At 63.2% G+C, this 25,158-nt stretch carries 21 protein-coding genes; 9 read left to right on the plus strand and 12 right to left on the minus strand.

The features are described 5' to 3' along the window. The first annotated feature begins 136 nt into the window (after positions 1 to 136). From FZZ93_RS08440 to FZZ93_RS08455, 4 genes are all read left to right on the plus strand, one after another. Positions 137 to 1,786, plus strand: a complete 1,650-nt coding sequence (locus FZZ93_RS08440) for a BCCT family transporter (RefSeq protein WP_149321885.1) — start codon at positions 137 to 139, stop codon at positions 1,784 to 1,786. A gap of 107 nt (positions 1,787 to 1,893) precedes the next feature. Further along, positions 1,894 to 2,814 carry a DMT family transporter gene (locus tag FZZ93_RS08445; RefSeq protein WP_149321886.1) on the plus strand — a complete coding sequence of 307 codons (921 nt, stop codon included), beginning with the start codon at positions 1,894 to 1,896 and terminating at the stop codon, positions 2,812 to 2,814. 70 nt (positions 2,815 to 2,884) lie between these two features. After that, a complete protein-coding gene (locus tag FZZ93_RS08450) occupies positions 2,885 to 4,459 on the plus strand; it encodes a bifunctional GNAT family N-acetyltransferase/carbon-nitrogen hydrolase family protein (protein WP_149321887.1) in 1,575 nt (524 codons plus the stop codon). A 4-nt stretch (positions 4,460 to 4,463) separates the two neighbouring features. After that, positions 4,464 to 5,264, plus strand: a complete 801-nt coding sequence (locus tag FZZ93_RS08455; protein WP_149321888.1) for a M90 family metallopeptidase — start codon at positions 4,464 to 4,466, stop codon at positions 5,262 to 5,264. Between the two features lie 73 nt (positions 5,265 to 5,337). Here the strand turns inward: FZZ93_RS08455 and FZZ93_RS08460 are convergent, their stop codons facing one another. Both FZZ93_RS08460 and FZZ93_RS08465 read right to left on the minus strand, forming a co-directional pair. Continuing rightward, positions 5,338 to 5,778, minus strand: coding sequence for a DUF411 domain-containing protein (locus tag FZZ93_RS08460; protein WP_149321889.1), 441 nt, complete (start codon positions 5,776 to 5,778; stop codon positions 5,338 to 5,340). A gap of 499 nt (positions 5,779 to 6,277) precedes the next feature. After that, complete coding sequence (locus tag FZZ93_RS08465; protein ID WP_149321890.1) at positions 6,278 to 7,150, minus strand: LysR substrate-binding domain-containing protein; 873 nt, start codon at positions 7,148 to 7,150, stop codon at positions 6,278 to 6,280. Positions 7,151 to 7,294: 144 nt separating this feature from the next. Here FZZ93_RS08465 and FZZ93_RS08470 point away from each other — a divergent pair, with 144 nt between their 5' ends. The 3 genes from FZZ93_RS08470 to FZZ93_RS08480 all read left to right on the plus strand — a co-directional run bounded on the left by FZZ93_RS08470 (position 7,295) and on the right by FZZ93_RS08480 (position 10,247). Next, positions 7,295 to 8,476, plus strand: coding sequence for a TauD/TfdA family dioxygenase (locus FZZ93_RS08470; protein WP_149321891.1), 1,182 nt, complete (start codon positions 7,295 to 7,297; stop codon positions 8,474 to 8,476). Between the two features lie 70 nt (positions 8,477 to 8,546). Continuing rightward, positions 8,547 to 9,485, plus strand: coding sequence for an ABC transporter substrate-binding protein (locus FZZ93_RS08475; protein WP_149321892.1), 939 nt, complete (start codon positions 8,547 to 8,549; stop codon positions 9,483 to 9,485). An 84-nt stretch (positions 9,486 to 9,569) separates the two neighbouring features. Next, positions 9,570 to 10,247 (plus strand): TVP38/TMEM64 family protein, encoded by a 678-nt coding sequence (locus tag FZZ93_RS08480; RefSeq protein ID WP_187774494.1) that lies wholly within the window; start codon positions 9,570 to 9,572, stop codon positions 10,245 to 10,247. Positions 10,248 to 10,253: 6 nt separating this feature from the next. On the opposite strand, the gene FZZ93_RS08485 is transcribed toward FZZ93_RS08480, so the two are convergent. Further along, positions 10,254 to 11,579: a glycosyltransferase gene (locus FZZ93_RS08485; protein ID WP_149321894.1), complete on the minus strand. Its 1,326-nt coding sequence runs from the start codon at positions 11,577 to 11,579 to the stop codon at positions 10,254 to 10,256. Further along, on the minus strand, positions 11,576 to 12,526 hold the full coding sequence (locus FZZ93_RS08490) for a LysR family transcriptional regulator (RefSeq protein WP_149321895.1): 951 nt from the start codon (positions 12,524 to 12,526) through the stop codon (positions 11,576 to 11,578). The genes FZZ93_RS08485 and FZZ93_RS08490 overlap by 4 nt, the downstream gene beginning before the upstream one ends. A 150-nt stretch (positions 12,527 to 12,676) precedes the next feature. Here FZZ93_RS08490 and FZZ93_RS08495 point away from each other — a divergent pair, with 150 nt between their 5' ends. Continuing rightward, positions 12,677 to 13,750: a tartrate dehydrogenase gene (locus FZZ93_RS08495; protein WP_149321896.1), complete on the plus strand. Its 1,074-nt coding sequence runs from the start codon at positions 12,677 to 12,679 to the stop codon at positions 13,748 to 13,750. Between the two features lie 29 nt (positions 13,751 to 13,779). Here FZZ93_RS08495 and FZZ93_RS08500 read toward each other — a convergent pair whose 3' ends face one another. Both FZZ93_RS08500 and FZZ93_RS08505 read right to left on the minus strand, forming a co-directional pair. Beyond that, on the minus strand, positions 13,780 to 15,357 hold the full coding sequence (locus FZZ93_RS08500; RefSeq protein WP_149321897.1) for an aldehyde dehydrogenase (NADP(+)): 1,578 nt from the start codon (positions 15,355 to 15,357) through the stop codon (positions 13,780 to 13,782). A gap of 40 nt (positions 15,358 to 15,397) precedes the next feature. Next, complete coding sequence (locus FZZ93_RS08505) at positions 15,398 to 16,348, minus strand: dihydrodipicolinate synthase family protein (RefSeq protein WP_149321898.1); 951 nt, start codon at positions 16,346 to 16,348, stop codon at positions 15,398 to 15,400. Between the two features lie 269 nt (positions 16,349 to 16,617). On the opposite strand from FZZ93_RS08505, the gene FZZ93_RS08510 reads away from it, so the two are divergent. Continuing rightward, on the plus strand, positions 16,618 to 17,301 hold the full coding sequence (locus FZZ93_RS08510; RefSeq protein ID WP_149321899.1) for a GntR family transcriptional regulator: 684 nt from the start codon (positions 16,618 to 16,620) through the stop codon (positions 17,299 to 17,301). Between the two features lie 65 nt (positions 17,302 to 17,366). Here the strand turns inward: FZZ93_RS08510 and FZZ93_RS08515 are convergent, their stop codons facing one another. From FZZ93_RS08515 to FZZ93_RS08540, 6 genes are all read right to left on the minus strand, one after another. Continuing rightward, entirely contained in the window at positions 17,367 to 18,950 is a 1,584-nt protein-coding gene (locus tag FZZ93_RS08515; RefSeq protein WP_149321900.1) for an alkaline phosphatase, read from the minus strand. 133 nt (positions 18,951 to 19,083) lie between these two features. After that, a complete protein-coding gene (locus FZZ93_RS08520) occupies positions 19,084 to 20,403 on the minus strand; it encodes a TRAP transporter large permease (RefSeq protein WP_149322043.1) in 1,320 nt (439 codons plus the stop codon). Then, positions 20,403 to 20,909 carry a TRAP transporter small permease subunit gene (locus FZZ93_RS08525; RefSeq protein ID WP_246146161.1) on the minus strand — a complete coding sequence of 169 codons (507 nt, stop codon included), beginning with the start codon at positions 20,907 to 20,909 and terminating at the stop codon, positions 20,403 to 20,405. Before FZZ93_RS08525 ends, FZZ93_RS08520 begins: the two co-directional genes overlap by 1 nt. A 61-nt stretch (positions 20,910 to 20,970) precedes the next feature. After that, entirely contained in the window at positions 20,971 to 22,023 is a 1,053-nt protein-coding gene (gene dctP / locus FZZ93_RS08530) for a TRAP transporter substrate-binding protein DctP (RefSeq protein ID WP_149321901.1), read from the minus strand. A gap of 189 nt (positions 22,024 to 22,212) precedes the next feature. Next, positions 22,213 to 23,646 (minus strand): Na+/H+ antiporter NhaC, encoded by a 1,434-nt coding sequence (nhaC, locus tag FZZ93_RS08535; RefSeq protein ID WP_149321902.1) that lies wholly within the window; start codon positions 23,644 to 23,646, stop codon positions 22,213 to 22,215. A 63-nt stretch (positions 23,647 to 23,709) separates the two neighbouring features. Beyond that, a complete protein-coding gene (locus FZZ93_RS08540; RefSeq protein ID WP_223111779.1) occupies positions 23,710 to 25,038 on the minus strand; it encodes an NAD(P)/FAD-dependent oxidoreductase in 1,329 nt (442 codons plus the stop codon). Between the last annotated feature and the right edge of the window lie 120 nt (positions 25,039 to 25,158).

Genomic DNA, 25,158 nt, shown 5'->3' on the forward strand with positions numbered 1-25,158 from the left:
TGATAACAAGATGAGAGGCATTCAGCATGACACAACACCCTGCAACAACAGGTCGCACCAATCCGACCGACGTCCCAGGACCGCTTGCCGGGCAACCCGCATGTGACTCCACCGCTGGCCAGAGGAGGAGTCTTCCATGAGCCTCCCAAGCGAGCCAACGCCTTCTTCCACGACAAGCGACATGCAGACGGATTACGTCGTTGGCCAGGACAATATCCAGGGGCGACTGGGGCCCTTCGGCTTCGATATCCACAACCGGGTTTTCGTCGTCTCGGCGTTGGCCTCGGTGATCTTCATCGTCCTCACCCTGCTGTTTCCGGAACGGGCTGGCAGCATCTTCCAGTCCATCGTCAGCTTCTCCACCGGCACCCTGGACAGCTACTTCATGATCGTGGTGGACGGCTTCATTCTGTTCTGCCTGGCGCTGGTCGTGCTGCCCTACGGCAAGGTCCGACTGGGCGGCCCCGACGCCACGCCGGAGTACGGCTACCTGTCCTGGTTCGCGATGCTGTTCGCGGCCGGCATCGGTATTGGGCTTTTGTTCTTCGGCGTGCTGGAGCCGGTCTACCATGCCAACGTCTCCCTGCCGCTGGGCATCGCCTCTCCCTTTGGTGCCGATGGGGCGCTGAACCCGAACGCGATCGCCGACGCCACCGCCATGGGGCTGGCCGGCACCTACCTGCACTGGGGCATCCACGGCTGGGCTGTCTACGTGGTGATGGCGCTGGCGCTGTCCATCTTCACCTACAACAAGGGCCTGCCCTTCTCCATTCGCTCGGCGTTCTTCCCGATCCTCGGCGAGCGCGTCTGGGGCTGGTGGGGTCACGCCATCGACATCCTGGCGGTGTTCTCCACCCTGTTCGGCCTGGCCACCTCGCTCGGCCTTGGCGCCCAGCAGGCCAACGCCGGGATGAACTTCGTCTTCGGACTGGACGTCAACACCACCACCCAGGTCATCGTCATCGTGCTGGTCACGGCGGTAGCGCTGGTCTCGGTATGGCGCGGGCTCGAGGGCGGCGTGAAGAAGCTCTCCGAGATCAACATGGCCATGGCTGTGCTGTTCTTCTTCTTCGTGCTGTTCGCCGGCCCAACCCTGGCGGCACTGAGCGGCTTCTGGACCGGCCTTGAGACCTACGTGACAGAGTTCCTGCCGCTGTCGGCGCCCTTCGGCCGCGAGGACGACGCCTATCGCCAGTCCTGGACCATCTTCTACTGGGCCTGGTGGATCAGTTGGGCACCCTTCGTCGGCATGTTCATCGCCCGCGTCTCGCGGGGCCGCACGGTGCGCGAGTTCGTGATCTGCGTACTGCTGATTCCGAGCCTATTCATCTTCATATGGATGGGCGTGTTCGGCGCCACGGCCCTGGAGCAGCTCTACGCCAACCCGGCCGGCAGTCTGGTCAAGGAATACGTGATCGACAACTACAGCCCCGAGCTTTCGCTGTTCGGCATGCTCAACGAGTTGCCGCTGTCGGGCCTGATGTCGACCCTGGGCATCATCCTGGCGCTGATCTTCTTCGTCACCTCGTCAGACTCCGGCTCGTTGGTGATCGACACCATCACCGCTGGCGGCAAGATCGATGCGCCGCGTCCCCAGCGCATGTTCTGGGCCACGGTGGAGGGCCTGATCGCCATCGTGCTGTTGATCGGCGGCGGCCTCTCGGCGCTCCAGGCCGGGGTCACGGCCACCGCGACCCCCTTCTCGGTGGTGATGATTTTGATGTGCTACTCGATCATCAAGGCACTCAACGGCGAGTTGCGCCAACTGCGCCGCAAGGCTGCCTGACGCCACCACTCACGTCCCTTAGCACTCTCATCGATTCCCCCGTATCATCGAAACACCATTTCCGGGCCCCGGCGAACGGGGCCCCGTTTCGTCGCATCAGGGTCGTCATGCCGTTACTTCTCTTCCTGCCGCCGCTCGGCGCCGTACTGATCTGGTCAGGCAACATGACCATCAACCAGCTCACCGTCGGCGCCATCGCGCCGAGCAGCATCGCCTTTCTCCGCTGGTTGCTGGCACTTGCGGTACTCACGCCCTTCGTCGCACCCGCCGCCTGGCGGTATCGCGACACCCTGCGTCGCGAGTGGCCCAAGCTGGCCGTGCTCGGCCTGCTGGGTATGGGACTCTGGCAAGGGCTCGCCTATGTCGCCGCCGAAACCACCTCGGCCACCAACATGGGCATTCTCGCCGCCATGGTGCCACTGCTCACCGTGCTGCTCAGCGCGCTGATCCTGCGGGAGCCGCCGAGCGTCGGCGGTATCCTCGGCGGGCTGTTCGCCTTCTGCGGCGTCGCCCTGCTACTGGGACACGGCAATCCACTGTCGCTGCTCGAGCTCGAGATCGCCCGCGGCGATGCCCTGATGCTGGTCGCGGCGACCTGCTATGCCCTCTACGGGGTGATGCTCAAGCGCTGGCCGCTCGATCTGCCGCCCTGGGTCCTGCTCTACGGCCAAGTGGTCTGCGCCGTGCTGATCCTGTTGCCGCCTTATCTGCTCGGCCCCATGACGCCGGTCACCTCAAGTAATATCGGCCTCATTGCCTACGCCGGCATTCCGGCCTCCATCATCACGACCTACCTGTGGATGCTAGCCATCCGCCGCATCGGCGCCAACCGCGCCAGCATCTTCATCAATCTGATGCCGCTGTTCAGCGCCCTCATCGCCATGGCCACCCTCGGTGAACGACTCGCCCTGTTCCATGTCTTCGGCGGTGCCCTGGTACTCGCCGGTGTCATCATGGCGCAGACCTTGACGTTGCCCTTGCGCCGCACCGCCCCGACACCGAACGACACGCCGATGCGCCGGCCATGACGCTGGCGGGGCGGGCCGCCAGGCATGCTAGACTGCCCTTTCGCCGCCTCGACAGGAGAAAGGACGCGCCATGTCTCTCGATGATCTCCACCTCAACCTGCGCAACCTGACGCCGGATGACTACCCCCAGCTCAAGACGCTGATGGACGCCGTCTACGACGATCTCGGCGGTGCCTGGCCGGAACACACCATGGAGCGGCTGATCGAGGAGTTTCCGGACGGCCAGATCGGCATCGAGGACGATGGTCGCTTGGTCGGCGTAGCCCTGACGGTGCGAGTGGACTATGACGACTTCTCCAACCCTCACCAGTACGACGACTTGATCGGCCAGCGCGAGATCATCCTCAACGACGCCGAAGGCGACGCCATGTACGGCCTCGATGTGCTGATCCACCCGGCCTATCGCGGCTATCGGCTGGGCCGACGCCTCTACGAGGCGCGCAAGGAGCTGTGCCGCTCGATGAACCTGCGGGCGATCCTCGCCGGCGGGCGTATTCCCCAGTATCACCAGTACGCCGATGAGCTGTCGCCCACCGAGTACATCGACAAGGTGGCCCGCAAGGAAATCCACGATCCCATCCTGTCGTTCCAGTTGGCCAACGACTTCCAGGTCAAGCGGCTGCTGCGCAAGTACCTGCCCGAGGATGAGAAATCCCAGGGCTACGCCACCCTGCTGGAGTGGAACAACATCCTCTTCGAGCCGGCGGAGCGGGTGCTGGAGACACGCCGCACCCAGGTTCGCGTCGGCGCGGTACAGTGGCAGATGCGCGAATTCGCCTCGGTGGAGGCGGTGCTGCAGCAGGTGGAATATTTCGTCGACGCCCTGGCCGACTACCAGAGCGACTTCGCCGTCTTCCCGGAGCTGTTCAACGCGCCGCTGATGGGCCTGCAGGATCGCGCCGCCCAACAGGACCAGCTGGCCGCCATCCGCTTCCTGGCCGGCTTCACCGAACGCTTCAAGACCGAACTGTCGCGCATGGCGGTCTCCTACAACATCAACATCGTGGCCGGCTCGATGATCGAAATCGCCGAGGACGACCACCTCTACAACGTCGCCTATCTCTGCCATCGCGACGGCACTGTCGAGCGTCAGGCCAAGCTGCACATCACGCCCCAGGAGCGCCGCGACTGGGTGATCGAAGGCGGCGAAGAGCTGCAAGTCTTCGAGACCGACGCCGGTCGGGTCGGCATCCAGATCTGCTACGACGTGGAATTTCCCGAACTCTCGCGGCTGCTGGCCGACCAGGACATGGACATCCTCTTCGTGCCGTTCTGGACCGACACCAAAAACGGCTACCTGCGGGTGCGCCACTGCGCCCAGGCCCGGGCCATCGAAAACGAGTGCTACGTGGTGCTGTGCGGCAGCGTCGGCAACGTGCCGTCCATCGAGAACCTCGACGTCCAGTACGCCCAGTCCTCGGTGTTCTCGCCCTCGGACTTTTCGTTTCCCCACGATGCGGTGCTCGCCGAGACAACTCCCAACACCGAGATGATCATGTTTTCCGATCTCGACCTGAACCGCCTCAAGGTGGTGCGCAACGAGGGCTCGGTGACCAATCTCAAGGACCGCCGTCAGGACTTGTTCGACCTGCGCTGGCGCGACTGGTCCTGGAAATCCGGTGGCCGTGGCATGGAGGAAGGCTGACACCGTGCTGCAACGTCTGCGACACTGGCGTGCCGCGCGCTTCGAGGCACGCCACCCCTTTCCCGAGCACGACTGGCGAGAGACCCGGACGAGACTGCCCCTGCTCGCCGCCCTGCCCGACGCCGAGGCCGATCGGCTCGGCCATCGGGCCTGGCGCTTCCTGCACGAGAAGCGCCTGAGCCTGCATCCCGATCTGGTGGCCCAGCATGTCGAGTTCGACGCCCCCGCGCGCCTGGCCCTGGCTGCCCAGGCCTGCCTGCTGACTCTTGGCTGGAGCGAACGCGATCATCACGATGCCCTGGCTGGCGTGCATGAGATCCTGATCCTGCCCAAAGCCTTTCACCGTCGGGTCGAAGAGATGGATGAATTCGGCGTGATGCATGAGTACGACGACGAGCGTGCCGGCGAGACTTCGCACCAGGGGCCGGTGGTGGTCGCCTATCCGGACCTGATGGCCAGTGGTGGGCTGGACGGCTTCAATGTGCTGATCCACGAACTGTCCCACAAGCTGGACATGGGCAATTCCCTGGATGCCGACGGTTATCCGCCGCTCTCGGGCGATATGGCCCCGCAGGAATGGCACCGCACCTTCACCGCCGTCTGGGACGATCTTCAGGCACGGCTCGCACGCGGCGAGGCCACGCCCATCGATGACTATGCCGCCAGTCATCCCGGTGAATGCTTCGCGGTCTCCTGCGAATACTTCTTCACCGCGCCCCGAATACTGCACAAGGCCTATCCGGCCCTTTACGACCTGCTGTCACGCTACTTCCGACAGGATCCCGCCTCCGAATACATACATTAAACGAACCGCAGGCAAGACGAAAAACACTGCCCCGACCGGGGCCAGGGCAGTGTCCGAATCTCCTGAGAATCGCCTATAAGGTCATGAAGGGCGAAGATTCGCCATCGGTGAACCGATAGACATCCCAGTCGTCCTGCTTCGGGCCGGGCATGCCAGGTGTGCCGATCGGCATGCCGGCGAGTCCGATGCCATCGGCATCGGGGCGCTGCTCATACAACGCCTCCAGAGCCTCCATGGGCACATGTCCTTCGATCCAGTAGTTGCCCATCTCGATGGTGTGGCAGGCCCCGAGACCATATGGCACGCCGGCGGACGACTTGATCTCGCTCATCGCGGCATCGTCGACGATCGTCACGTCGACGCCCATTTCCTCGAGATGTCGAGCATAGCCATCGCAGCAGCCACACTGCGGGTTCTTGTAGAGCGTCGCCGTGTCGGGCAAGGCCGCATGAGCCAAGGAAGGGCCTGCCAACAGTGCGCTGGACAGCATCAGGGAAGCGATTCGGCGGCTCATGGGCGAACTCCTCGGTCGGACTGGGAACGGGGCGTAAAAACATTCGTTGGTCGTCATGGCATGGCCCTCGACGAACGTACGTTGAACATATCGGCGGCAGATGCGCCACCAAGCAATGGTCGATCGTTCGGTCAGGCTCTGGGAGGGCGACGAGGAGGCTGGGGGATATGATTGATCATTGCCGGCGCAGGGCCGCTGGCCAGCGGCTCGGCTCTCGTGTCCGGCAATACGGCGTGGGTCGGCACGGGGGAACAGGCAACGCAGCCCGGCTCGCCATCGACATCGCTCGGGGCCACCTGGGCCATGATGCAGTCCGAGGCACATGCCGCCATGGCAGGCGTCGCCAGGCTAGGGCTCAGCACGACCAGCACAAGGAGCAGCGCCAGTAGACGGCTCCCTCGCATTCGCTGTCGTAATGTCCCAAGCCCGATCATGATCGCATCCCGCAGGCATGTGGCCTCATGCCACTCGAGTATATTGACACCCGCCTACCCTCGACTCAAGACGACACGCGCCCCACCAGCCACTCCCACAGTCTGGCTGCCTCGGCGCGAGGCCGCCGTCGTGCCGGTCTTACCAGCCAGAAGCCTTCGTCGCTGGGCACTGCCAGGCTCAGCGGCGCCACCAGATCATCGCGTTTCTCGAGCAAGCGGCGGTGCGTCAGGGCCACCCCGCCGCCCTGTCCGGCCAGCGCCAGGGTCATGACCTGGCTGTCGCAGGTCAATGACGGACACCGCGCTTCCAGGCCCGGTTGTCCGGCCTGTTCCAGCCAGGTCGGCCAGCCCACGGCAAAGCCGACCGCATGCAACAAGGTGTGTCCCGCCAGATCCGAGGGCTCGGCGATTTCCCGGGCTAACGTCGGAGAACAGGCCGGCAGCATCGACTCCTCGCCCAGCGACACCGCGTCGACGCCCTGCCAGTCGCCTCGCCCGTAGCGGATCTCGATATCCGCCCCCTCGGGACCAAAATCGTCGGGCCAGATGGCACTGACCAGGCGCACGGCAATCTCGGGATGCGCACGCTGGAAGGCCGGCAGGCGCGGCGCCAGCCAATTCTGCTGGATCACGGGCGTGGTACGCAGCGTCACCTGGGCATCACCGACCACACCGCCGAACACCTCGCTGGTGCCCTCGCCGAGTCGCATGAAGGCATCCTGAATGGAGGGCAGCCAGGCCTGGCCTGCCGGCGTCAGGCTCAGGCTGCGGGGATGACGCACGAACAGCTTCTGGCCGAGACGATCCTCGAGCAGGCGAATGCGCTGACTGATCGCCGCCTGAGTCACGCCCAGCTCGTGACCGGCGGCGGTGAAGCTGAGCGTGCGCGCCGCAGCCTCGAAGGCCTGCAGCCACCCCAGGGGAGGTAATCCCGTCATCGAGTATCTCCTGCCATGAAAAATTCATTCTGCCATGAAAAAGTTACACATAAGCTGAGCTTGGCCATAGGGGCCAGATTAATCGTTTGTCAGTGCCCTGGGCAATCGCCACCCTGTGCACCACACGAATCACAGGAGGCAACCATGACGACAGCCACTCCGTTCGAGGCCCGGCAAACCCGCGTCATCTGGCCGATGAGCGAGCTGACCGATCATAGCGGCGGCCACAGCCTCGTCGACGCCCTGACCAGCGGAGCCCGAGTAACGCTGACCTGGGAAGACCGTCAACAGGCCCACTTCCCGTTGAGCTGGCTGCGCGATCACTGCCCCTGCACGGAATGCCGCCACACCGCGACCCGCGAGCGCCTGTACATCCCCCTCGAGCTTCCCGACTCGGCTCCCGAAGCACGCCTCGAGGACGGCAACCTCGAACTGGCCTGGGCTGATGGCCACATCAGCCGTTTCGACGCCGGCTGGCTCCGGCAGCGTCGTCCCGGCCAGGAGAGCGTCGATCCGGTCCCTGCGCGTCGTCCCTGGGCCGAGGGGTTCCAGCCGGCGCGTGTCGCTCACGCCGATTTCGTGGGCGGTGCCGCCGGGGAACGCGCATGGCTCACGGCCCTGTTGCGCGACGGCCTGGTGCTGCTCGAGGACGGTCCCCTGGCCGATGAAGAGGTCAGTCGACTGGCCGAGCGCATCGGTCCCTTGCGCGCCACCAACTTCGGTGCACGCTTCGATGTACGCTCCAAGCCCAACCCCAACAACGCCGCCTACACGGCGATCGGCCTGCCGCTGCACACCGATCTGCCCAACTGGCGCCAGCCGCCGGACATCCAGTTGTTGTACTGCCTGGAAAACGACGCCGAGGGCGGCGAATCGACCTTCACCGACGGTTTTGCCGCCGCCGAGGCGCTGCGCGAGCGTTCCCCGGAGGCCTTCCGGCTGCTCAGCGAGACGCCCATCGACTTCCGCTTCCAGGACGAGGAGCACGACATCGTCTGGCGCGCGCCCATCCTGACGCTGGATCATGATGGCCAATTGCTTGAGGTGCGCTTCAACAACTGGATCCGCGACTCGCTGCGCCTGCCCCTGGATCAGGCCGATGCCTGGTATCGCGCCTATCGCGAGTTCTGGAACCTGGTGCACGACCCACGCCATCGCCTGGAGTTCTCCCTGCTGCCCGGTCAGATGATCGCCTTCGACAACCGCCGCGTGCTGCATGGGCGCAACGCCTTCAACCCCAACAGTGGGCGTCGTCACCTGCAGGGCACCTATCTCGACCTCGACCTGCTCGAGTCGCGCCTGCGGGTCCTGGCGCGCTCCGCTTAAGGCGAAACGTCCCTCCTCTTTGCACTCACTGCCGGGCGGGCCTGCCGCCCGGCCATCAGGAGACAACAATATGCGAGTTCGATCGACATCCGCCCTGCTGAGCCTGCCCCTGGCCCTCGGCCTTGCCGCACCGGCGTTGGCCGACGCCACCACCCTGGACTTCAGCGTGCCCGCCTGGCCCGGCATCACCGTCAAGACCGAGATCGCCGCCCAACTGCTGGAACCGCTCGGCTACGCGACACGCTCGGAAGAGCTCGGCATGCAGGTCATCTATCAAGGGCTCGACAGCGGAGATCTGGATGTCTTTCTCGGCGGCTGGCTGCCGGCCCAGAACAACATCTACACTCCGCTCGAGGAGAGCGGCGCCATCACCCCGCTGGCCAACAACGTCGACGGGGCACGCATGACCCTGGCCGTTCCCGAGTATCTCTACGAGCAAGGCATCCAGAGCTTCGCCGACCTGGACGCCAACCGGGACAGCTTCGAGGGCAAGATCTTCGGCTTCGGCGCCGGCTCCGCGGCCAGCGAGATCCTCAACGAGGCCATCGACAACGACACCTGGGGGCTGGGTGACTGGCAACTGGTGGACACCAGTGTGGTCGGCATGCTCAGCGCCGCCCGCGACGCCATCTCCCGGGAGGAGCCCATCGTCTGGGTCGGCTGGACGCCCCACTGGATGAACCTCGAACTGGACATGCACTATCTCGACGACCCGAAAGACCTGTTCGGCGAGAACAACGGCGCCAGCCAGGTGCTGAGCGTGGCGCGCAGCGACTACGCCGAGGCTCACCCCAACCTGGTCGACTTCTTCGCCAACTTCACCTTCGCGGCCGAGGAACAGAGCTGGATGATTCGTGAGTTCGGCCAGAAGGAGCGGGATGTCGAGGCCGTAGCCCAGCAGTGGCTGCGCGAGCACCCCGAACGCGTCCAGGCCATGCTGGAAGGCGTGACGACCCGCGACGGCAACCCCGCCTGGCCGGCGGTCGAGAAGGCCCTCGCCTCACGTTGATCGCCGCGACCCGATGGCCGTTTCGGCCATCGGGTGCTCTGCCGTATGCTATGGCGAGACGTTCACCAGGAAATCGCTCGCCCCATGTCCCGTCCTCTCAGCATTCTCTTCATCATCCTGCTGGCTCTCGTGTCCCTCGGCCTGCTGTGGCAATGGCTGGCCATGCAGGACCTGCTCACCGTGGACAGCCTGATGAGTCTGGCTCAGGGCTCGGTGGCCTGGCGCGACACCAGTTGGGCCGTGCTGGTGGTGATCGCCATCTACGCCGGCGCCTCGCTGGTGATGTTTCCGCTGAGCCTGCTGGTCGCCCTGACCGGCCTGCTGTTCGGCCCCTGGTGGGGCTTTGCCTATGCCCTGGCCGGCACCCTGGCCGCTTCCATCCTGACCTGGTGGATCGGTCGCCGTCTGGGGCGCGATGCCCTGATGCGCCATGGCGGCAAGCACCTCAAGGGGCTCTCCCGTTACCTCTCGGGCCGTGGCATCCGCACCATGACGGTCGTCAACCTGCTGCCCCTGGCGCCCTTCACCCTGACCAACATGATGGCCGGCGCCTTCCATCTGCGCTTTCGCGACTACATGATAGGTTCGACCCTCGGCATCGTGCCGGGGCTGGTCGGCGTCACCCTGCTGGGCAGCCAGCTCGGCGAGCTGGTCACCGCGGAAAGCAGCCGGGAAGTGGTTTTCGCCCTGCTGGGACTGGTGGCAGGCGTGGGCGTGCTGTACGGCCTCAAGCGCTGGGCGGAGAAACGCCGCCGCCGCTGAAACGGCTCATTTCGAAGGAACGCCGGGCTCGTCATGGCGTCCCTTCGGCCACCAGGACGGACGCTCCTGCTCCCACTCTTCCTGCACCAGGTGGCGCAGCAAGCGACCGCGATAGCGCAGCATCTGCCACTCGGCTCCCAGCCGGCCACGCACCCGGTCCCAGCCACCATCATCGGCGTGGGTGAAGGGCCCACCCTGGGCAATGACCTCGCGATAGACCGCCAGGCAACGTTCGGCACAGCATCGCTCATCGTAGTTCGCCGCCGTCTCCAGGGCACGCCGACGCAAGGGTTCACGATATTGCTCGTCGGCCAGTTCGGCGAGCGCTCGCGCCAGTGCCTCGGCGTCGTCTTCCGGCAGCAGGCGCCCGTTGTCGCCATCCACCACCACTTCGACGACACCCGGTGCGGCGACCGCCACCACCGGCAATCCGGCGGCCATCGCCTCGGCCACCACCATGCCCTGAGTCTCGCTGTGCGACGCGAAGGCGAACACATTCATGGCGTGATAGGCGTCGATCAACCCCTGCCCCTGCAGCCGCCCAGTGAAATGGAAACGCTCCGCCACTCCCCGCTCCTCGGCGATTTCGCGCATTGTCTCGGCGGCATCGCCATCGCCGACGATCAGGAAGTGCGCGTCGGGGCGCTCGAGCAGTACCAGTGACACCGCCTCGGCCAGGAAGGGCAGGTTCTTCTCCCGGGCCAACCGGCCCAGATGACCGATGACGTAGGCATCGGCGGGAATCCCCATGCGGCGCCGGCAGTCCTCGCCATTGCCGAGCGCGAAGCGTGCCGTGTCGACGCCGCTCGGCACCACGCGAATCGCCGAGTTGGCCTCACGCTCGAGCAGCAGGTCGCGGATGCTCTCGCTGGGCGCGATGACACTGTCGCACAACCAGCTGTACTGGGTGGCCAGAGCAATGGCGAAGCGCTGCATGCGCGGCGAATCCCCGGGCACATAATGGGTATAGTGCTCATAGAGGGTGTGGTGGGTGAACACCAGCGGCAGGCCGTAGGTCTCAGCGGCGCGCGCGGCGGTATCGCCCAGCAGGAAGGGGTGATGGGAATGAACGATGTCTGGCTCGAAGTCCTCGATGGCCTCGTAGAGCTGCCCGGGCATCGGTACCGGCAAGGAAAAGTCGCTGCCGTTGAAGTGCTGTACCGCCGCCACCCTGACCACATCCGTCTCGTTCTCGGGCTGCCCCTCCAGGCGAGGTGCCACCACCAGCACGCGATGGCCGGCCATGCACAGCTGACGCTTGAGCCGCTGTACCGACTCGCTGACCCCGCCGACGATCGGTTGATAGGTATTGGTGAACATCAGCACATTCACTGGGGCGACTCTCCTGTCATGACACTCCGGGGCGGCACGCGCGACGGCACGCGCCCTGCCATCTCCCGTTCGAGATAAGCGATGAAGGCGCGGATCCGCAAGGGCACATGGCGGCGCTGATGATACACGGCATGGAAGTCGGCACGCACGCCCCACCACGTCGGCAACAGCTCGACCAGGCGCCCGGCGGCCAGGTCATCATGCACGTCCCACCAGGAACGCAGCGCCACGCCGTGGCCGTCGCGCGCCAGCCGGCGAATCACTTCGCCATCATTGCTGGCCATGGGACCCGCCACCTTCACCGCGCGTTCCTCGCCCGGCGCATCACGATGCTGGAACCGCCACACGGCGTAGTCGTTGCCGTTCTCGCGAATCACCAGGCAAGGATGCGATGACAGGTCACGCGGCTCGCACAGCGGCGGCATCGTCGCCACATAGGACGGAGCGGCGCACAGCACACGCCGGTTGGCGAGGATACGACGCGCCACCAGGCGCGAATCCGGCGGCTCGCCGACCCGGATGCCGATATCGAAGCCCTGATCGAAAAGGCTGGCAGGGAAGTTGGTCAGCTCGAGACTGCCCTCGATGCGAGGATGCCGGTGGCAAAAAGCCGAGAACAACGGCGCCACATGCTGCCGCCCAAACCCGAAGGTGGCATTGATGCGCAATGGACCGGACAACTCGGCACGGTGATCGCCCAAGGTTTCCTCAAGCTCGCCGAGCTCGTCGAGGATCGTCGCCCCGCGGCTCAGGTAGAGCTCGCCCTCGGCGGTCAGCGTCAATCGACGGGTGGTGCGGTTGGCCAGGGACACCCCCAGACGCGCCTCGAGCTGCTTGAGCCGTTTGCTCACCGCCGACAGCGAGAGCCCCAGCTCACGGGCGGTGGCAGTCAGGCTGCCGGCTCGGGCCAGATGCTGGAAGAATGCCAGGTCATCGAGTTGGGACAAGGTATTCTCCACTCATGCGCAATAATACCTTTCACTCTAGCCTGATTATCTCTTCCGGCCCAGGCAGTAGACTTTCCTGATCGGGGCAGCCGACGCCCCGCTGCACGACGATCTTCCATATCACCTCGAAACGACGAGAGAGGCGACACCATGACCCATCGCATCGCCGTGATTCCCGGAGACGGCATCGGCACCGAAGTGACGCCGGAGGGCCAACGTGCCCTGGAGGCCGCCGCACGACGCTTCGACATCGCGCTCGACTTCGAGACCTTCGATTTCGCCAGCTGTGACTATTACCTCGAACACGGTCGGATGCTACCCGAGGACTGGCGACGCATCCTAGGCGAGTTCGATGCCCTGTTCTTCGGTGCGGTGGGCTGGCCGGAAAAGGTACCGGACCATGTCTCGCTATGGGGATCGTTGCTGCAGTTTCGCCGCGAGTTCGACCAATACGTCAACCTGCGACCCTGCCGGCTTCTGCCCGGCATCAAGAGCCCGCTGGCCGGCCGAAAGCCCGGAGACATCGATTTCTACGTGGTACGCGAGAACACCGAGGGGGAATATTCCAGCGTCGGCGGTACCATGTTCGAGGGCACCGACCGCGAAGTGGTCATCCAGGAGACAGTGATGACCCGCACCGGTGTCGATCGCGTCCTAAAATACGCCTTCGACCTGGCCGCCAGCCGCCCTCGCAAGAAACTTACCTCGGCCACCAAGTCCAATGGCATTGCCATCACCATGCCCTGGTGGGACAAGCGAGTGGCGGCGATGGGCGAGCACTACCCGCAGGTCTCGGTCGACCAGTTCCACATCGACATCCTGACCGCCAACTTCGTGCTCCATCCGGACTGGTTCGACGTGGTGGTGGCCAGCAACCTGTTCGGCGACATCCTCTCCGACCTGGGCCCGGCCTGTACCGGCACCATCGGCGTGGCACCCTCGGCCAACATCAACCCGGAAGGACGCTTCCCGAGCCTGTTCGAGCCGGTGCACGGCAGCGCGCCCGACATCGCCGGGCGCGGCATCGCCAATCCCATCGGCCAGATCTGGTCCGGGGCGATGATGCTCGAGCATCTTGGCCACCCCGAGGCCGGCCGCACCATGCTCGCCGCCATCGAAGCGGTGCTCGAGGAAGGCGACGAGCGCCTCCTGACGCCGGACCTCGGCGGCCAGGGCTCGACGGCGGCCCTGGGCCGAGCCATCGCCGAGCGCATCGCGGGCTGACCGCAACGCCGACGAGGGCTCAGACGCGATCAGCCCTCACGCCGGCCGTCGACCAACCGGTCGAGCCCCTGCGGGTTATGTGCCTTGAGTGCCTCCGGCAGCAGCGCATCCGGCATGTCCTGGTAGCAGACCGGGCGCAGGAAGCGGAAGATCGCCGCAGTGCCCACGGAGGTGGTGCGGGAATCCGATGTCGCCGGGAAGGGGCCGCCGTGAACCATCGCGTCGCACACTTCGACGCCGGTGGGCCAGCCGTTGACCAGGATGCGCCCCGCCTTGCGCTCGAGCGTTGGCAGCAATGCGCGGGCGGCATCCAGGTCGGCATCGTCCATCTGCAGCGTGACCGTGAGCTGGCCTTCCAGATGCTCGGCCACCCTGGCCAGTTCAGCGGCATCCGAGCATTCGACCACCAGCGAGGTGGAGCCGAAGACTTCCGCCTGCAGCGTCTCGCTGGCCAGGAAATCCTCCGCCGAGGTCGCGAACAGACCAGTCCGGCACTGATTGGGCTCCTCGCCCTTCCGGCCGCGGGCAACGTCACGCACCCTGTCGCTGCCGGCCAGAGCGGCGACGCCGCTTTCATAGGCCTCGAAGATCCCCGGGGTGAGCATGGTCTGGGCAGCACTGGCCTCGACCGCCTCTCCGGCGGCGGCAACGAAGTCATCGAGTGCCGGGCCCTTGATCGCGATTACCAGTCCCGGATTGGTGCAGAACTGACCGGCTCCCATGTTGAGCGAACCGACGAAGGCCTCGCCCAGCGCCTTGCCACGCGCCTCGAGCGCTGCCGGCAACAGGAATACCGGATTGATCGAGCTCATTTCGGCGTAGAAGGGAATCGGCTCGGGGCGCGACTGGGCGGCCTGCCATAGCGCCAGGCCACCGCTGCGCGAACCGGTGAAGCCGGCCGCCTTGATCCGCGGGTCGGTGACCAGGGCCTGACCGACTTCACGGCCGGAGCCGAACAGCAGTGAGAACACGCCTTCCGGCAGGTCGCACTTTTCGACCGCCGCCTGAATGGCCCGCCCGACCAGTTCGCTGGTACCAGGGTGCGCGGAATGCGCCTTGACGATCACCGGGCAACCGGCGGCCAGGGCGGATGCCGTGTCGCCACCGGCAACGGAGAAGGCCAACGGGAAGTTGCTCGCGCCGAACACCACCACCGGCCCCAGGGCGACATGACGCTGACGCAGATCGGCGCGCGGTAGAGGCTGGCGATCCGGCAGCGCGGGATCGACGCGCACATCGAGCCACTCGCCGGCACGCACGGTCCTCGCGAACAGCCTCAGCTGGCCGCAGGTACGCCCACGTTCGCCCTGGACGCGCGCCCTCGGCAGGCCGGTCTCGGCCACTGCACGCTCGATCAGCGCATCGCCGATGGCCTCGATCTCGTCGGCGACGGCCTCGAGAAAGCCAGCACGCGCCTCCAGCGAGGTTTCACGGTAGGTGTCGAACGCCGTCCAGGCCAGCTCGCAGGCCCGCTCGACGTCGTCCTGAGTCCCGCCCGGATAGCCCGGCTCGAGGCGCTCGCCGGTGGCCGGGTTGGTGGCCCGAATGGCCACGCGACTGCCTTCCACGGCCTGCTGACCGATCAGTAACTTGCCTTCCAGTGTCATACCACTCGTCTCCTTGACGCTGCTTCGCTGCAATGGCCGCTCATGACTCGCGGACGGCGGCGGACCATTGCGCATACCACTCGCGGAACAGCGCGTACTGCGCTTCCACATAGTTGCGCTGTGCATCGCTGAGGGCATCGGACTCGTTGAAGTGCAAGGCGTATTCGCGCTCGCCGTTGAGCACCATGAGGTGCTTGTAATACAGCACCAGGTCCGGCCCCTCGTCGAAGGAAGACAAAACGCCCAGGGCGGCGTCGAGTTCCTGCGCCTGACGGCGTGCCTGGACGTCGCCTCGCGCGGCTCGCTTGCTCAGCGAGACGAGGTGCAGGACCTCCCGGGGTAGCGCGTTGCCAATGCCGGTGATCGCACCGGTCGCGCCACAATTGACGAAGCCATGGACCACCGTGGTGTCGACGCCGACCATCAGGGTGACGTCATCGTCCTGCGAGGTGATGTTCTCCGCCGCATAGCGCAGATCGTCGGCGCCGCCGAACTCCTTGAAGCCGATCAGGTTCGGGTGCTCTTCCCGCAGGGCGAAGAACAGATCGGCACGGGTGGCGAAGCCATAATAGGGGCTGTTGTAGATCACTGCCGGAAGATTGGGCGCCGCCTTGAGGATGGCGGAGAAATGGGCCTTCTGGGCCACCGCCGAGGTGCCGCGCGACAGCACACGGGGAATCACCATCAATCCCTGGGCGCCGACCTCGGCAGCGTGGGCGGCGTGAGACACGGCCTCCCGGGAGTTCACCGCACCGGTGCCCACGATCGTCGGCACGCCGGCGGCGACCAGGCGCGCCACGCCTTCCTGGCGCTCGGCCTCGCTCAACAACGGCCAGTCCCCCATCGAGCCGCAATACACCACGGCGCTCATGCCGATCTCAATGAGTTCGCGTCCCTTGGCGACAAGCGCGTCGTAATCCGGCTTGCGTTCCGGCGTGCAGGGCGTCATGAGGGCTGGAATGCAGCCAGTGAAGATATTGTCGTTCGTCATTGTTTCCTCCGGGGTTCTCGGGTCGGTCCAGTGTATTGGTTGCCATCCACAGCCGACGGCTCTTTTTATATTTTATACAATCTTCAATATGATTTTTAAAGCCTTCCCATCAAAAATGATGGTCATCGTCAGGCAACCTCCCCTCTCACTGAAAAGCAGCGCACGGCGGAACGGCGGACTCATTGAGTGTCACGCATGACGATTTTCCAGAATCGGCGGCGGCTCATGTATACTGTATAAAACTTCTTCTTCGAGCCGCTGAGCCCACCATGGCCTACAAGACCCGCGCCCAATTCGTTGCCGATGACATCCGCCACCGTATCCTGAGCGGCGAGTTCCCCGGGGGCTCCCAATTGCGCCAGGATGCTCTGGCCGCGGACTATGACGTCAGCCGAATTCCCGTGCGCGAGGCGCTGCTCACCCTGGAGGCCGAAGGCCTGGTGGAGTTCTACCCCCACCGCGGCGCCTTCACCACCGAACTCTCGGTGACCAAGATCCGCGAACTCTTCGACCTGCGAGTGCTGCTGGAAAGCCACCTGCTACGGCAAGCTATTCCCCGGATGACCGAATCCGCTCTGCACAAGGCCGAACAAATCCTCCTGGAATACGATGCCGCCCTGGACAGCGGCAGCCAGGTCGACAACTGGAGCGACTACAACTTCGCCTTCCACGAAGCGCTCTACAGCCCCGCCGATCTTCCCGAGGCCATGAACCTGGTCTCGCAGCTCAATACCAAGTCGGACCGCTATATCCGCATGCAGCTTCTATATACCCGGGAGATCGAGAAGGCCGAGCGCGAGCACCACGACCTGCTCGAGCTCTCCAGGCAAGGCAATGCCGACGCCGCCTGCCAGCTACTCGAACGGCATATTCTGGAAGCCTGCGAAGGGATCGCCGCCGTGCTGGAAGGGCGAGTCCAGGCCAGTCAGACACCGGACACCGCCCGTCTGTAATCGGCATCACGTTCCGGGACGGCCCTTTCCTTCACCGGAGTGCAGCAAGGGCCACCCATACCGAGTCACTCGACCAGCGCCTTGAGGTACTGGCCGACGTCGGAATGATGCTGGATAGAAGATACCGGCAGAATGGTCTCGGCCGGCCCCCAGGCGAAGACGTTCACCGGAGTGTGGGTATGGGTACCGGTGCCCCAGACGACATTCTGTGCAGTGCCCAGCACACGCCCCAGTACATTGCCTCGATCGTTATAGGGGTAGAACGCATCGAAGTCCTGGATGGCCGGGACCTCCTCGGCTTCGAGATAGCTGTGGCCCTCCACGTGGTAGGGGTTCGGCTTGTCGGCCAGGACCGCTTCCGCCTGCGCTTCGTCGATCTGGAAATCGCTGTTGGCATTGACCATTTCCATCAGACGAGCCGGCGTTCTTTGTTCCTCTTCGAGTGCCCCGAACTCACTCAACAGGGTCGAAAAGCTGGCCTTCTGTTGATAGAGGGAATCAAGAAGTGCGAAGTCGCCGAAGTTGAAGTTGGGAGCATAATCCCGCTCCGCGAAGGCAGGCCCTGACTTCGACTGCGGCTCTGGCAGGTTGGCCGAGGAGTATGACATGCCAAAGGAGCCGGTCTCGTGATCGGCAGTGACCAGGATCACGGTATCGTCCCGCCCTTTGGCCCAGTCGTAGACGCCTTGAACCGCCTCCTCGAACTTGACCATCTCGTTGAGCATGGTGCCGGCATCGTTCGAGTGCCCCGCCCAGTCGATCTGTCCACCCTCGACCATCAGGAAGAAACCATCCTCATCCTGTTCGAGCCTGTTCAGTGCGGCCTGCGTCATCTCATGCAGGGTTGGCTCGAGACGGTCGGCGTCGTCCCTGTTATTACGATACTCGATACCATCGGCCATGCCGGAGTTGGCAAACAGACCCAGTAGCTTGTCGCTCTGATCGGCCTCGAGTTGCTCGCGGCTGAATGCCAGGCCATAGCCCTTTTCGACGGCTTCCGCGAGCAGGTTTCGATCGTCCTGACGCTTGGACGCCGGCTCATAAGCGCCATCCATCAGGCTTTTGACCTCGTCATCCTCGCTCGCCGATTGCGGCACCCAATGGCGCAGCCCGCCCGAGAGCATGACGTCGGGGCCTACTTCCAGCATGTCCACGGCGATCTCGTTCTCCAGCGAACGATGGGGCTGGTGGGCGGCGAAGGCCGCGGGCGTGGCATGGGTCAGGCGCGTGTCCGAAACCAGACCGGTCGCCTTGCCCCGGGTCTGGGCAAGCTCGAGTACCGTCTCGACGGGATTGCCCTCGGCGTCGATACCGATCACCTCGCTACCGGAGTAGATGCCGCTCGCCAACTGCGTGGCGGAACAGGCGGAATCCACGACGACGGCATCCTCGGGATGCGTCAGGGAAAAGCCGACGACGCCTTCCTTGGCCAATTGGTGAAACGCCGTCGGCTCACCATCGTAGATGGAATCAGGAGCCTGGTTGGCATAGGTTTCCAATAGCCCCACCTGCTGGGGCCCCATGCCGTCCCCGATCATCAGGATCACGTTCTTGACCTCGGCGGCACTGGCCGGCGCCGTGACCGAGGCAAGCAACACCCCGCCAACCAAGGGGCCGACTACCGTCTTTTGCTTCATGTGAAATGTCATGGTTCATCCTTCTTGTCGTTTGTTCTCGGCGATGCGCGATAGCACCTTATATTACGATCTATCATCCGCGTTCTTTAGTTCAACTCTGTTATTCAGCCATCTCCCGTGCGACGTCCAATCAAGAATACGATATCTAGAACCCCACGATCTTGTCTGGCAGCCAGGTCGCTGTCGCCGGAAAAAGAGCAACCAGCAGCAGGGTAAGAAGCTGTATGGCAATGAAGGGCAACACACCTCGGCACATTTGCCCGTAAGTAATATCCTTTGGGGCAATAGATTTGAGATAGAAGATCGAGGAAGCCATCGGCGGTGTCAGGTAACTCGTTTGAATCGTCACCAATACCAGGGTGGCGAACCAGACCGGATCAATACCCATCTGTTTGACGATCGGTGTAAAGATGGGCATGCAGATCAGCACGATGGACGTCCAGTCGAGCACGAACCCAAGCAGGAAAGTCACTCCGAGAAAGAACAGAATGACGCCCGTCGTTCCTCCCCCAAGTCCTGCAGCAATATCGGCCACCATATCCCCGCCACCGTTGACGGCAAAAATACCGGTAAACATGGTGCCACCCGCCACGATCAGCAGAATCATCGCAGTGATGCGAACGGTGAGTGAGAAGGATTCCACCATGGAACGAAACGAAAGGCCGCCATTGACTATTGCCAGAATGACCGCTCCAGCCACACCTACCGCCGCCGCCTCGGTGGGAGACGCAATTCCACCCAGCAATGACCCCAGAACCGCAAACATTAACAGTAGCGGCGGAATCAACGCCCTGAGCGTAATCCCGATCTTTTCAGTCAGCGGTAAGTCGTCACCACTTGCCACTGCGGCCGGGCCATCCTGGGGACGCAGCAGGCAACGCCCGACGATATAGAGGGCAAAAAGCGACAACATCAACAAACCTGGCACGATGATGGCCGCAAAGAGTGCACCAATGGATAACTGAGCCAAGGCCGCATAGACGACAACGATGACCGTCGGTGGAATGATCGTACCTAGAGAGCCTCCCGCGCAGATTGTCCCAGTAATCAGCGTGTTGTTGTACTTGTAGGCACGCATGGCTGGAATAGCCATCAGGCCAATCATGATTTCCACCGCCCCCACTACCCCAGAAGCCGCAGCGAAGATCGCCGCCATGGCGATAGTGGTGAGCGCCAATCCACCAGGCAGGCGCCCAATCCAGAGTTGAATGGCATCGAACAGATTCTTGGCGATTCCGGATTTTTCCAGAATGGCACCCATTAGTACAAATAGCGGAATGGATGAGAGAACATAGTGGGAGGCAGCACTGAACACGCTACCATATAGCTGCTGAAATACCATAGGACCAAAGGCAAACCAGCCGGCAAACACCGAGACAATGGTCAACGCAAAGGCGATCGGAATACCCAGAAAAATCAGCAGAAAGAGCCCTGGAAACATCAGAGCGGCTACAATCGCATCCATCAAGTCGTCTCCCGGCAAGTGTTTTCGTTCATGAGTGAGCGAAGCCCTATAACCAGCACTTGAAGGGCCAGGAGAGATAAGCCGAAGGCGATGCAAGAGTAGAATGGCCACATTTTTGGCGCCCAGATGCTGACCATTTCCACCTCACCGCTGACAAAGGCGTTCACAGTTTTCTTCCAACCATGCCAGGCCATTAAGGAAAGAATGGGAAACATTATAACGGTATAAACCACACCATTTATGAGACGAAAAATACGTGGCGGCATCATGCTACTAAATACATCTACTCTGACATGGCCATCTATCTTTGCCGTCCAGGCCACACCAAACATGAAAGCGATACCCGTCGCCATATAAGAGAGATCGAAAGCCCATATCGTCGAGGCATTGAAGACGTAGCGAGCCACTACTTCATACAACATCGCCACGGTCAGCACGATGAGTGCCGCCTTGCTCAGCCAAGCCGAAAGACTCGAGAGCCGGTCTATCAGTTTGAAGATCATCATCCTGTCTGCTCACATAGAGGCTCGGCGGGTGGCTCTCGCTCAACCTCCCGCCGGGCGTCGGTCAGTCGGTTATGAGATAGTCCTTCTGGGCATTCCAGCGCTTCTGATAGGCCTGATACTCCTCGAGGATTTCGGCCATCCTCGAGTTACCGGACTGGCTCGCCTCCTCGGCACGCCCCGCTATCCAGGCACGACCGTTATCGGACAATTCCTTGATGAACTCTTCATCCAGGCTGATGACTTCATTCTTCCCGGCCCGGTATTTTTCCATTGCCAGCATATCTTGGTGATAGAAGTTGCCAAGTCCCTCGTAGGTTGTCAGTTTGGCGGCAGCTTCCAGGAGCGGCTTCAAACCGTCGGGGAGCTGATCCCATGTCTCCTGGCGCACAACCACTTCCCACAGGAACGTCGGTTGATGAACTCCCGGGACAACGATATAACGGGCAGCCTCATGGAAACCTTCCGGCTGATTGCTGGAGGGTGTCGCCCACTCCACGGCATCCACCCCCTTACGCTGCAGCAACGTATAGGTGTCACCCGGCGGTACCACCGTGGGCACGGCATCATAATATTCGCGCATGACCTCCGCCCAAGGGCCAGAGGTTCGATACTTCAATCCCTTCAGATCTTCAGGGCCATTGATAGGCACGTTGGAGTGGGCGAAGATCTCTGTGGAACCGATTCCTACGATCAATGAATGCAGGCCTTCGCTGGCACGCAGTTCCTGCAGTTTCTCCTGACCACCGCCCTCGTAGATCCAGTTGATGTAAGCCTGGGGGCCCATGCCTCCAGGAAAGCCGGCGAAGATAGCATTAACGGGGTTCTGGTTGACCAGATAGCTCGGCGTCGAATGCCCAGCATCGACGGTACCTTCCTTGACTGCGTCATAGACTTGCAGGGCTGGCACAATCACTCCCGCACCGAAAGGCTGGATCTCTACCTTCCCTTCGGTCAATAACGCCGCATTATCAGCAAAACGTTCGAGGAAATTCTCGAAGAACGGCGAGCCATCCGGCACTGAGGTGGGAACACGCCACTCGATATCGGCGGCTAGAGTCTGAGACGCAAATACCGCCGTCACCAGAGCAGTGGAAAACCAGGTCATTGTTTTCATTATGACTAACCTCGTCACTGTAGTGATTATTTGTTGCCACGAAGGGCGTGGTGGAGAACCAGGACATCATCCTGGCCCATTGGGTAAACCTTTCCCTCGATAATAGAGCAGTAATGTTCCCCGCTTGGTAAATTCCGCCAACGGTAGAAGCCACACCGAGGCATCCTCGGCATGGCGGGTGAAAGCGCTTCAGGACTTTGTGGCAGTGCTCAAGGCAGCGGTATCTTCCTGCGACTCGTCGGTCCGCCAGATGGCGATATTGGCGTAGCCGTAGAAGAGAGTGATCAGCAGCACCAGCATGTGGTACCACAGGAATGGCAGGTAAGAGAGCGTGGAGACGCCCAGCGTCATGGCCATGAAGACACCGCCATCCGTCCAGGGCACCATGGGCGTGGTGATAGTACCGCCGGCCTCGGCGTTGCGGGACAGTACCCGACGATCGATACCCTGCTTGTCGTAGTTTTTCTCGGTGATGGTGCTGGCAGTGATCAGGGAGACATAGGCCGCCCCGCCGAAGAAGTTGCCGAAGAAGCCGCCCAGCATGGTCGACAGCGTCAGACGACCGGCATTGTCGGCCCAACGCAGAAAGCTATTACTGATCGCCTGTAGCACACCAACGCGCTCCATCAGCCCACCGAGCCCCAGGGCGAACAGGATCAATGCGATGACGCCGAGCATCGACTCGATGCCGCCCCGGTTGAGCAGGGTATTGAGGAAATCCACGTCGGACTGCATAGCATTGCCAACATAAGCGGTCCGCATTGCGTCGAGCAGCGCCACGTCCTGGGCCAGCCAGGCACAGATAATCCCCATCACGGCCCCGAAGGTGATCACCGGGATGGCGGGATAGCGGCGGATCAGCAGGCCGATGACGATGACGGCCGGCAGCAGCAGCCAAGCGTTGATGGTGAAATGCGACTGCAGGGCTTGCATGGCCATGTCGGCACGCTGGGTATCGACGTCTTCACCCACATAGAAGAAGCCCACCACCAGGAACAGCAGAGCGGCAATCAGAGCGGCGGGAGCGCTGACCAGCGACATGGAACGGATGTGATCCACCAGCTTCACCCGGCACAGCGAGGCCGTCATCACGGTGGTATCGGACAGCGGCGACATCTTGTCGCCCACATAGGCACCAGAGATCACCGCACCCGCCACCAGCGGCAGCGGTATGCCGAAGCTGTGACCGATGCCGATCATGGCGACCCCGGCGGTCCCCGCCGTACCGAAAGAGGTTCCCGTTGACAGGGAAGTGACTGCACAGATGATGAAGGCCGCACACAGAAATATCTGCGGATTCATCACCGACAGTCCGTAATAGATGATGCTGGGCACGATGCCGCCGGCAATCCAGGTACCGATCAGCGCCCCCACCGTGATCAGTACCAGTACCGCTTCCATGCCGTTGTGAATGCCGTCGATCAGCCCTTTCTGCATGGCCTCGTAGGAAAGCTTGAGCTTCAGTCCAAGGGCCATCACCAGGAACCAGGAGGTGAACAGCGCCAGTTGGATCGGCAACTCGAGGACATTGATGAAAAGGAACATGATGGCGATGAAACCCACCATCACGGCACCCACTTCACCCATGGAGGGCAGGCGGCCCCCCGCTTGCTGCTCGTTCATGACTCACTCCGCTTGTTGTTGTCGCAATGTGTATTGATTCGGTGCCAGCCAGCGCCGGCCTGACTATCGGGCAAAGCGTGCCAGCCGGTAGGGGGCCAGCGACGGTAATGCCGCTTCCGTCGACTCCCGTTCGAGAGAGCTGAACTGGCCGACCAGGCGAGCGGTGATCGCCGCCTGAGTCAGCCCGAGATGGTGGTGACCGAAGGCCAGCCAGACCCGCCCTTGCGGGCCGGCCCGGTCGATGACCGGCAGCGAATCCGGCAAGGACGGGCGGAATCCCATCCAGGGAGTCGCATCCGACTCGTCCAGGGGGCGGGGAAACAGGCCTCGCGCCAGCTCCCGGAGCCGCCAGGCACGCTCCATGCGCGGCGGCCGCTCGAGCCCGGCGAACTCCACGGTGCCGGCCAGGCGCAGCCCCTCGGCCATGGGCGTCATGATGAAGCGCCGCTCCAGGGAGGTGACCGCCATGGGCAGTCGCCCGCCCTCCCGAGGCAACATCAGGTGGTAGCCACGCTCGGTATCCAATGGCACACGTACCCCCGTCAGTGCATCGACAAGTGGCGCCGAGTGGGCACCGGCCGCGACCAGCACCCTCGGCACCGTCAACCGGCCCTGGCTCGTCTCCAGACGAACCCCGCTGGCCTCGGCCTGGCCGCCCTGCACGACGGCCCGGGAAAAACGCACCCCAGCGGCCTCGGCGGCCGCCACCAACGCCTTCACCACCCAATGCGGGTCGATCACATGGCCGGTCTCGGGAAAGAACAGGCCGCCACGGATATCCTCCGACAGCTCGGGAACCCGACGACGGACTTCCTCACCGCTCAGGCGCTCCAGCGCGACGCCCTGAGCGGCGAAGCGTGCTGCCGATGCCTCCAGGGCCTCCGCTGTCTCGGCCTTCTCGTGCACCAGCAGTGAGCCGTCCCCACAGAGCAGATCGAGTCGCCCGATGGACGACAGCAGCTCCTGCCAGGCCGCCAGACTCGCTTCATTGAGTGCCCGGATGCCCGTCACGCTGTGCTGGTAGGGAGAAGAACGCAGATTCCACAGCAGCCGCATCAGCCAAGGGGTCACCTTCGGCAGATAGCGCCAGTCCAGCCGCAGCGGCCCCTGTGGATCCATCAGCATCCCGGGGATACGCTTCAGCAGAGAGGCATCGGCGATGGGGAAGACCTGCTCGGTAGCCAGATGACCGGCGTTGCCGAAGGAAGCCCCCATGCCCGGCGCATCGCTGTCCAGCACCCGCACCCGAAAGCCCTGGCGCGCCAGCACCAGCGCGCAGGCCGTGCCGACCACGCCGGCACCGATCACTGCGATATCGGCATCGTCAAAGCCGGTATCCGCCGTGGCTCGAGCTTGCGGGGAGACCTTCGGGTCGGGATTCGCCTGGGTCATGATCGTTGCTCACTTGAAGGATGCTTGGAGGCGCCTGAAGTACGCTCCGTTGAATGTATAAAATATATAATCTATCTTGGCAAGCATGGCCGATCAAAATCCAGCCACTCAACCATCCCC

It is taken from the genome of Halomonas eurihalina, from assembly GCF_008274785.1.
Classification (GTDB): domain Bacteria; phylum Pseudomonadota; class Gammaproteobacteria; order Pseudomonadales; family Halomonadaceae; genus Halomonas; species Halomonas eurihalina.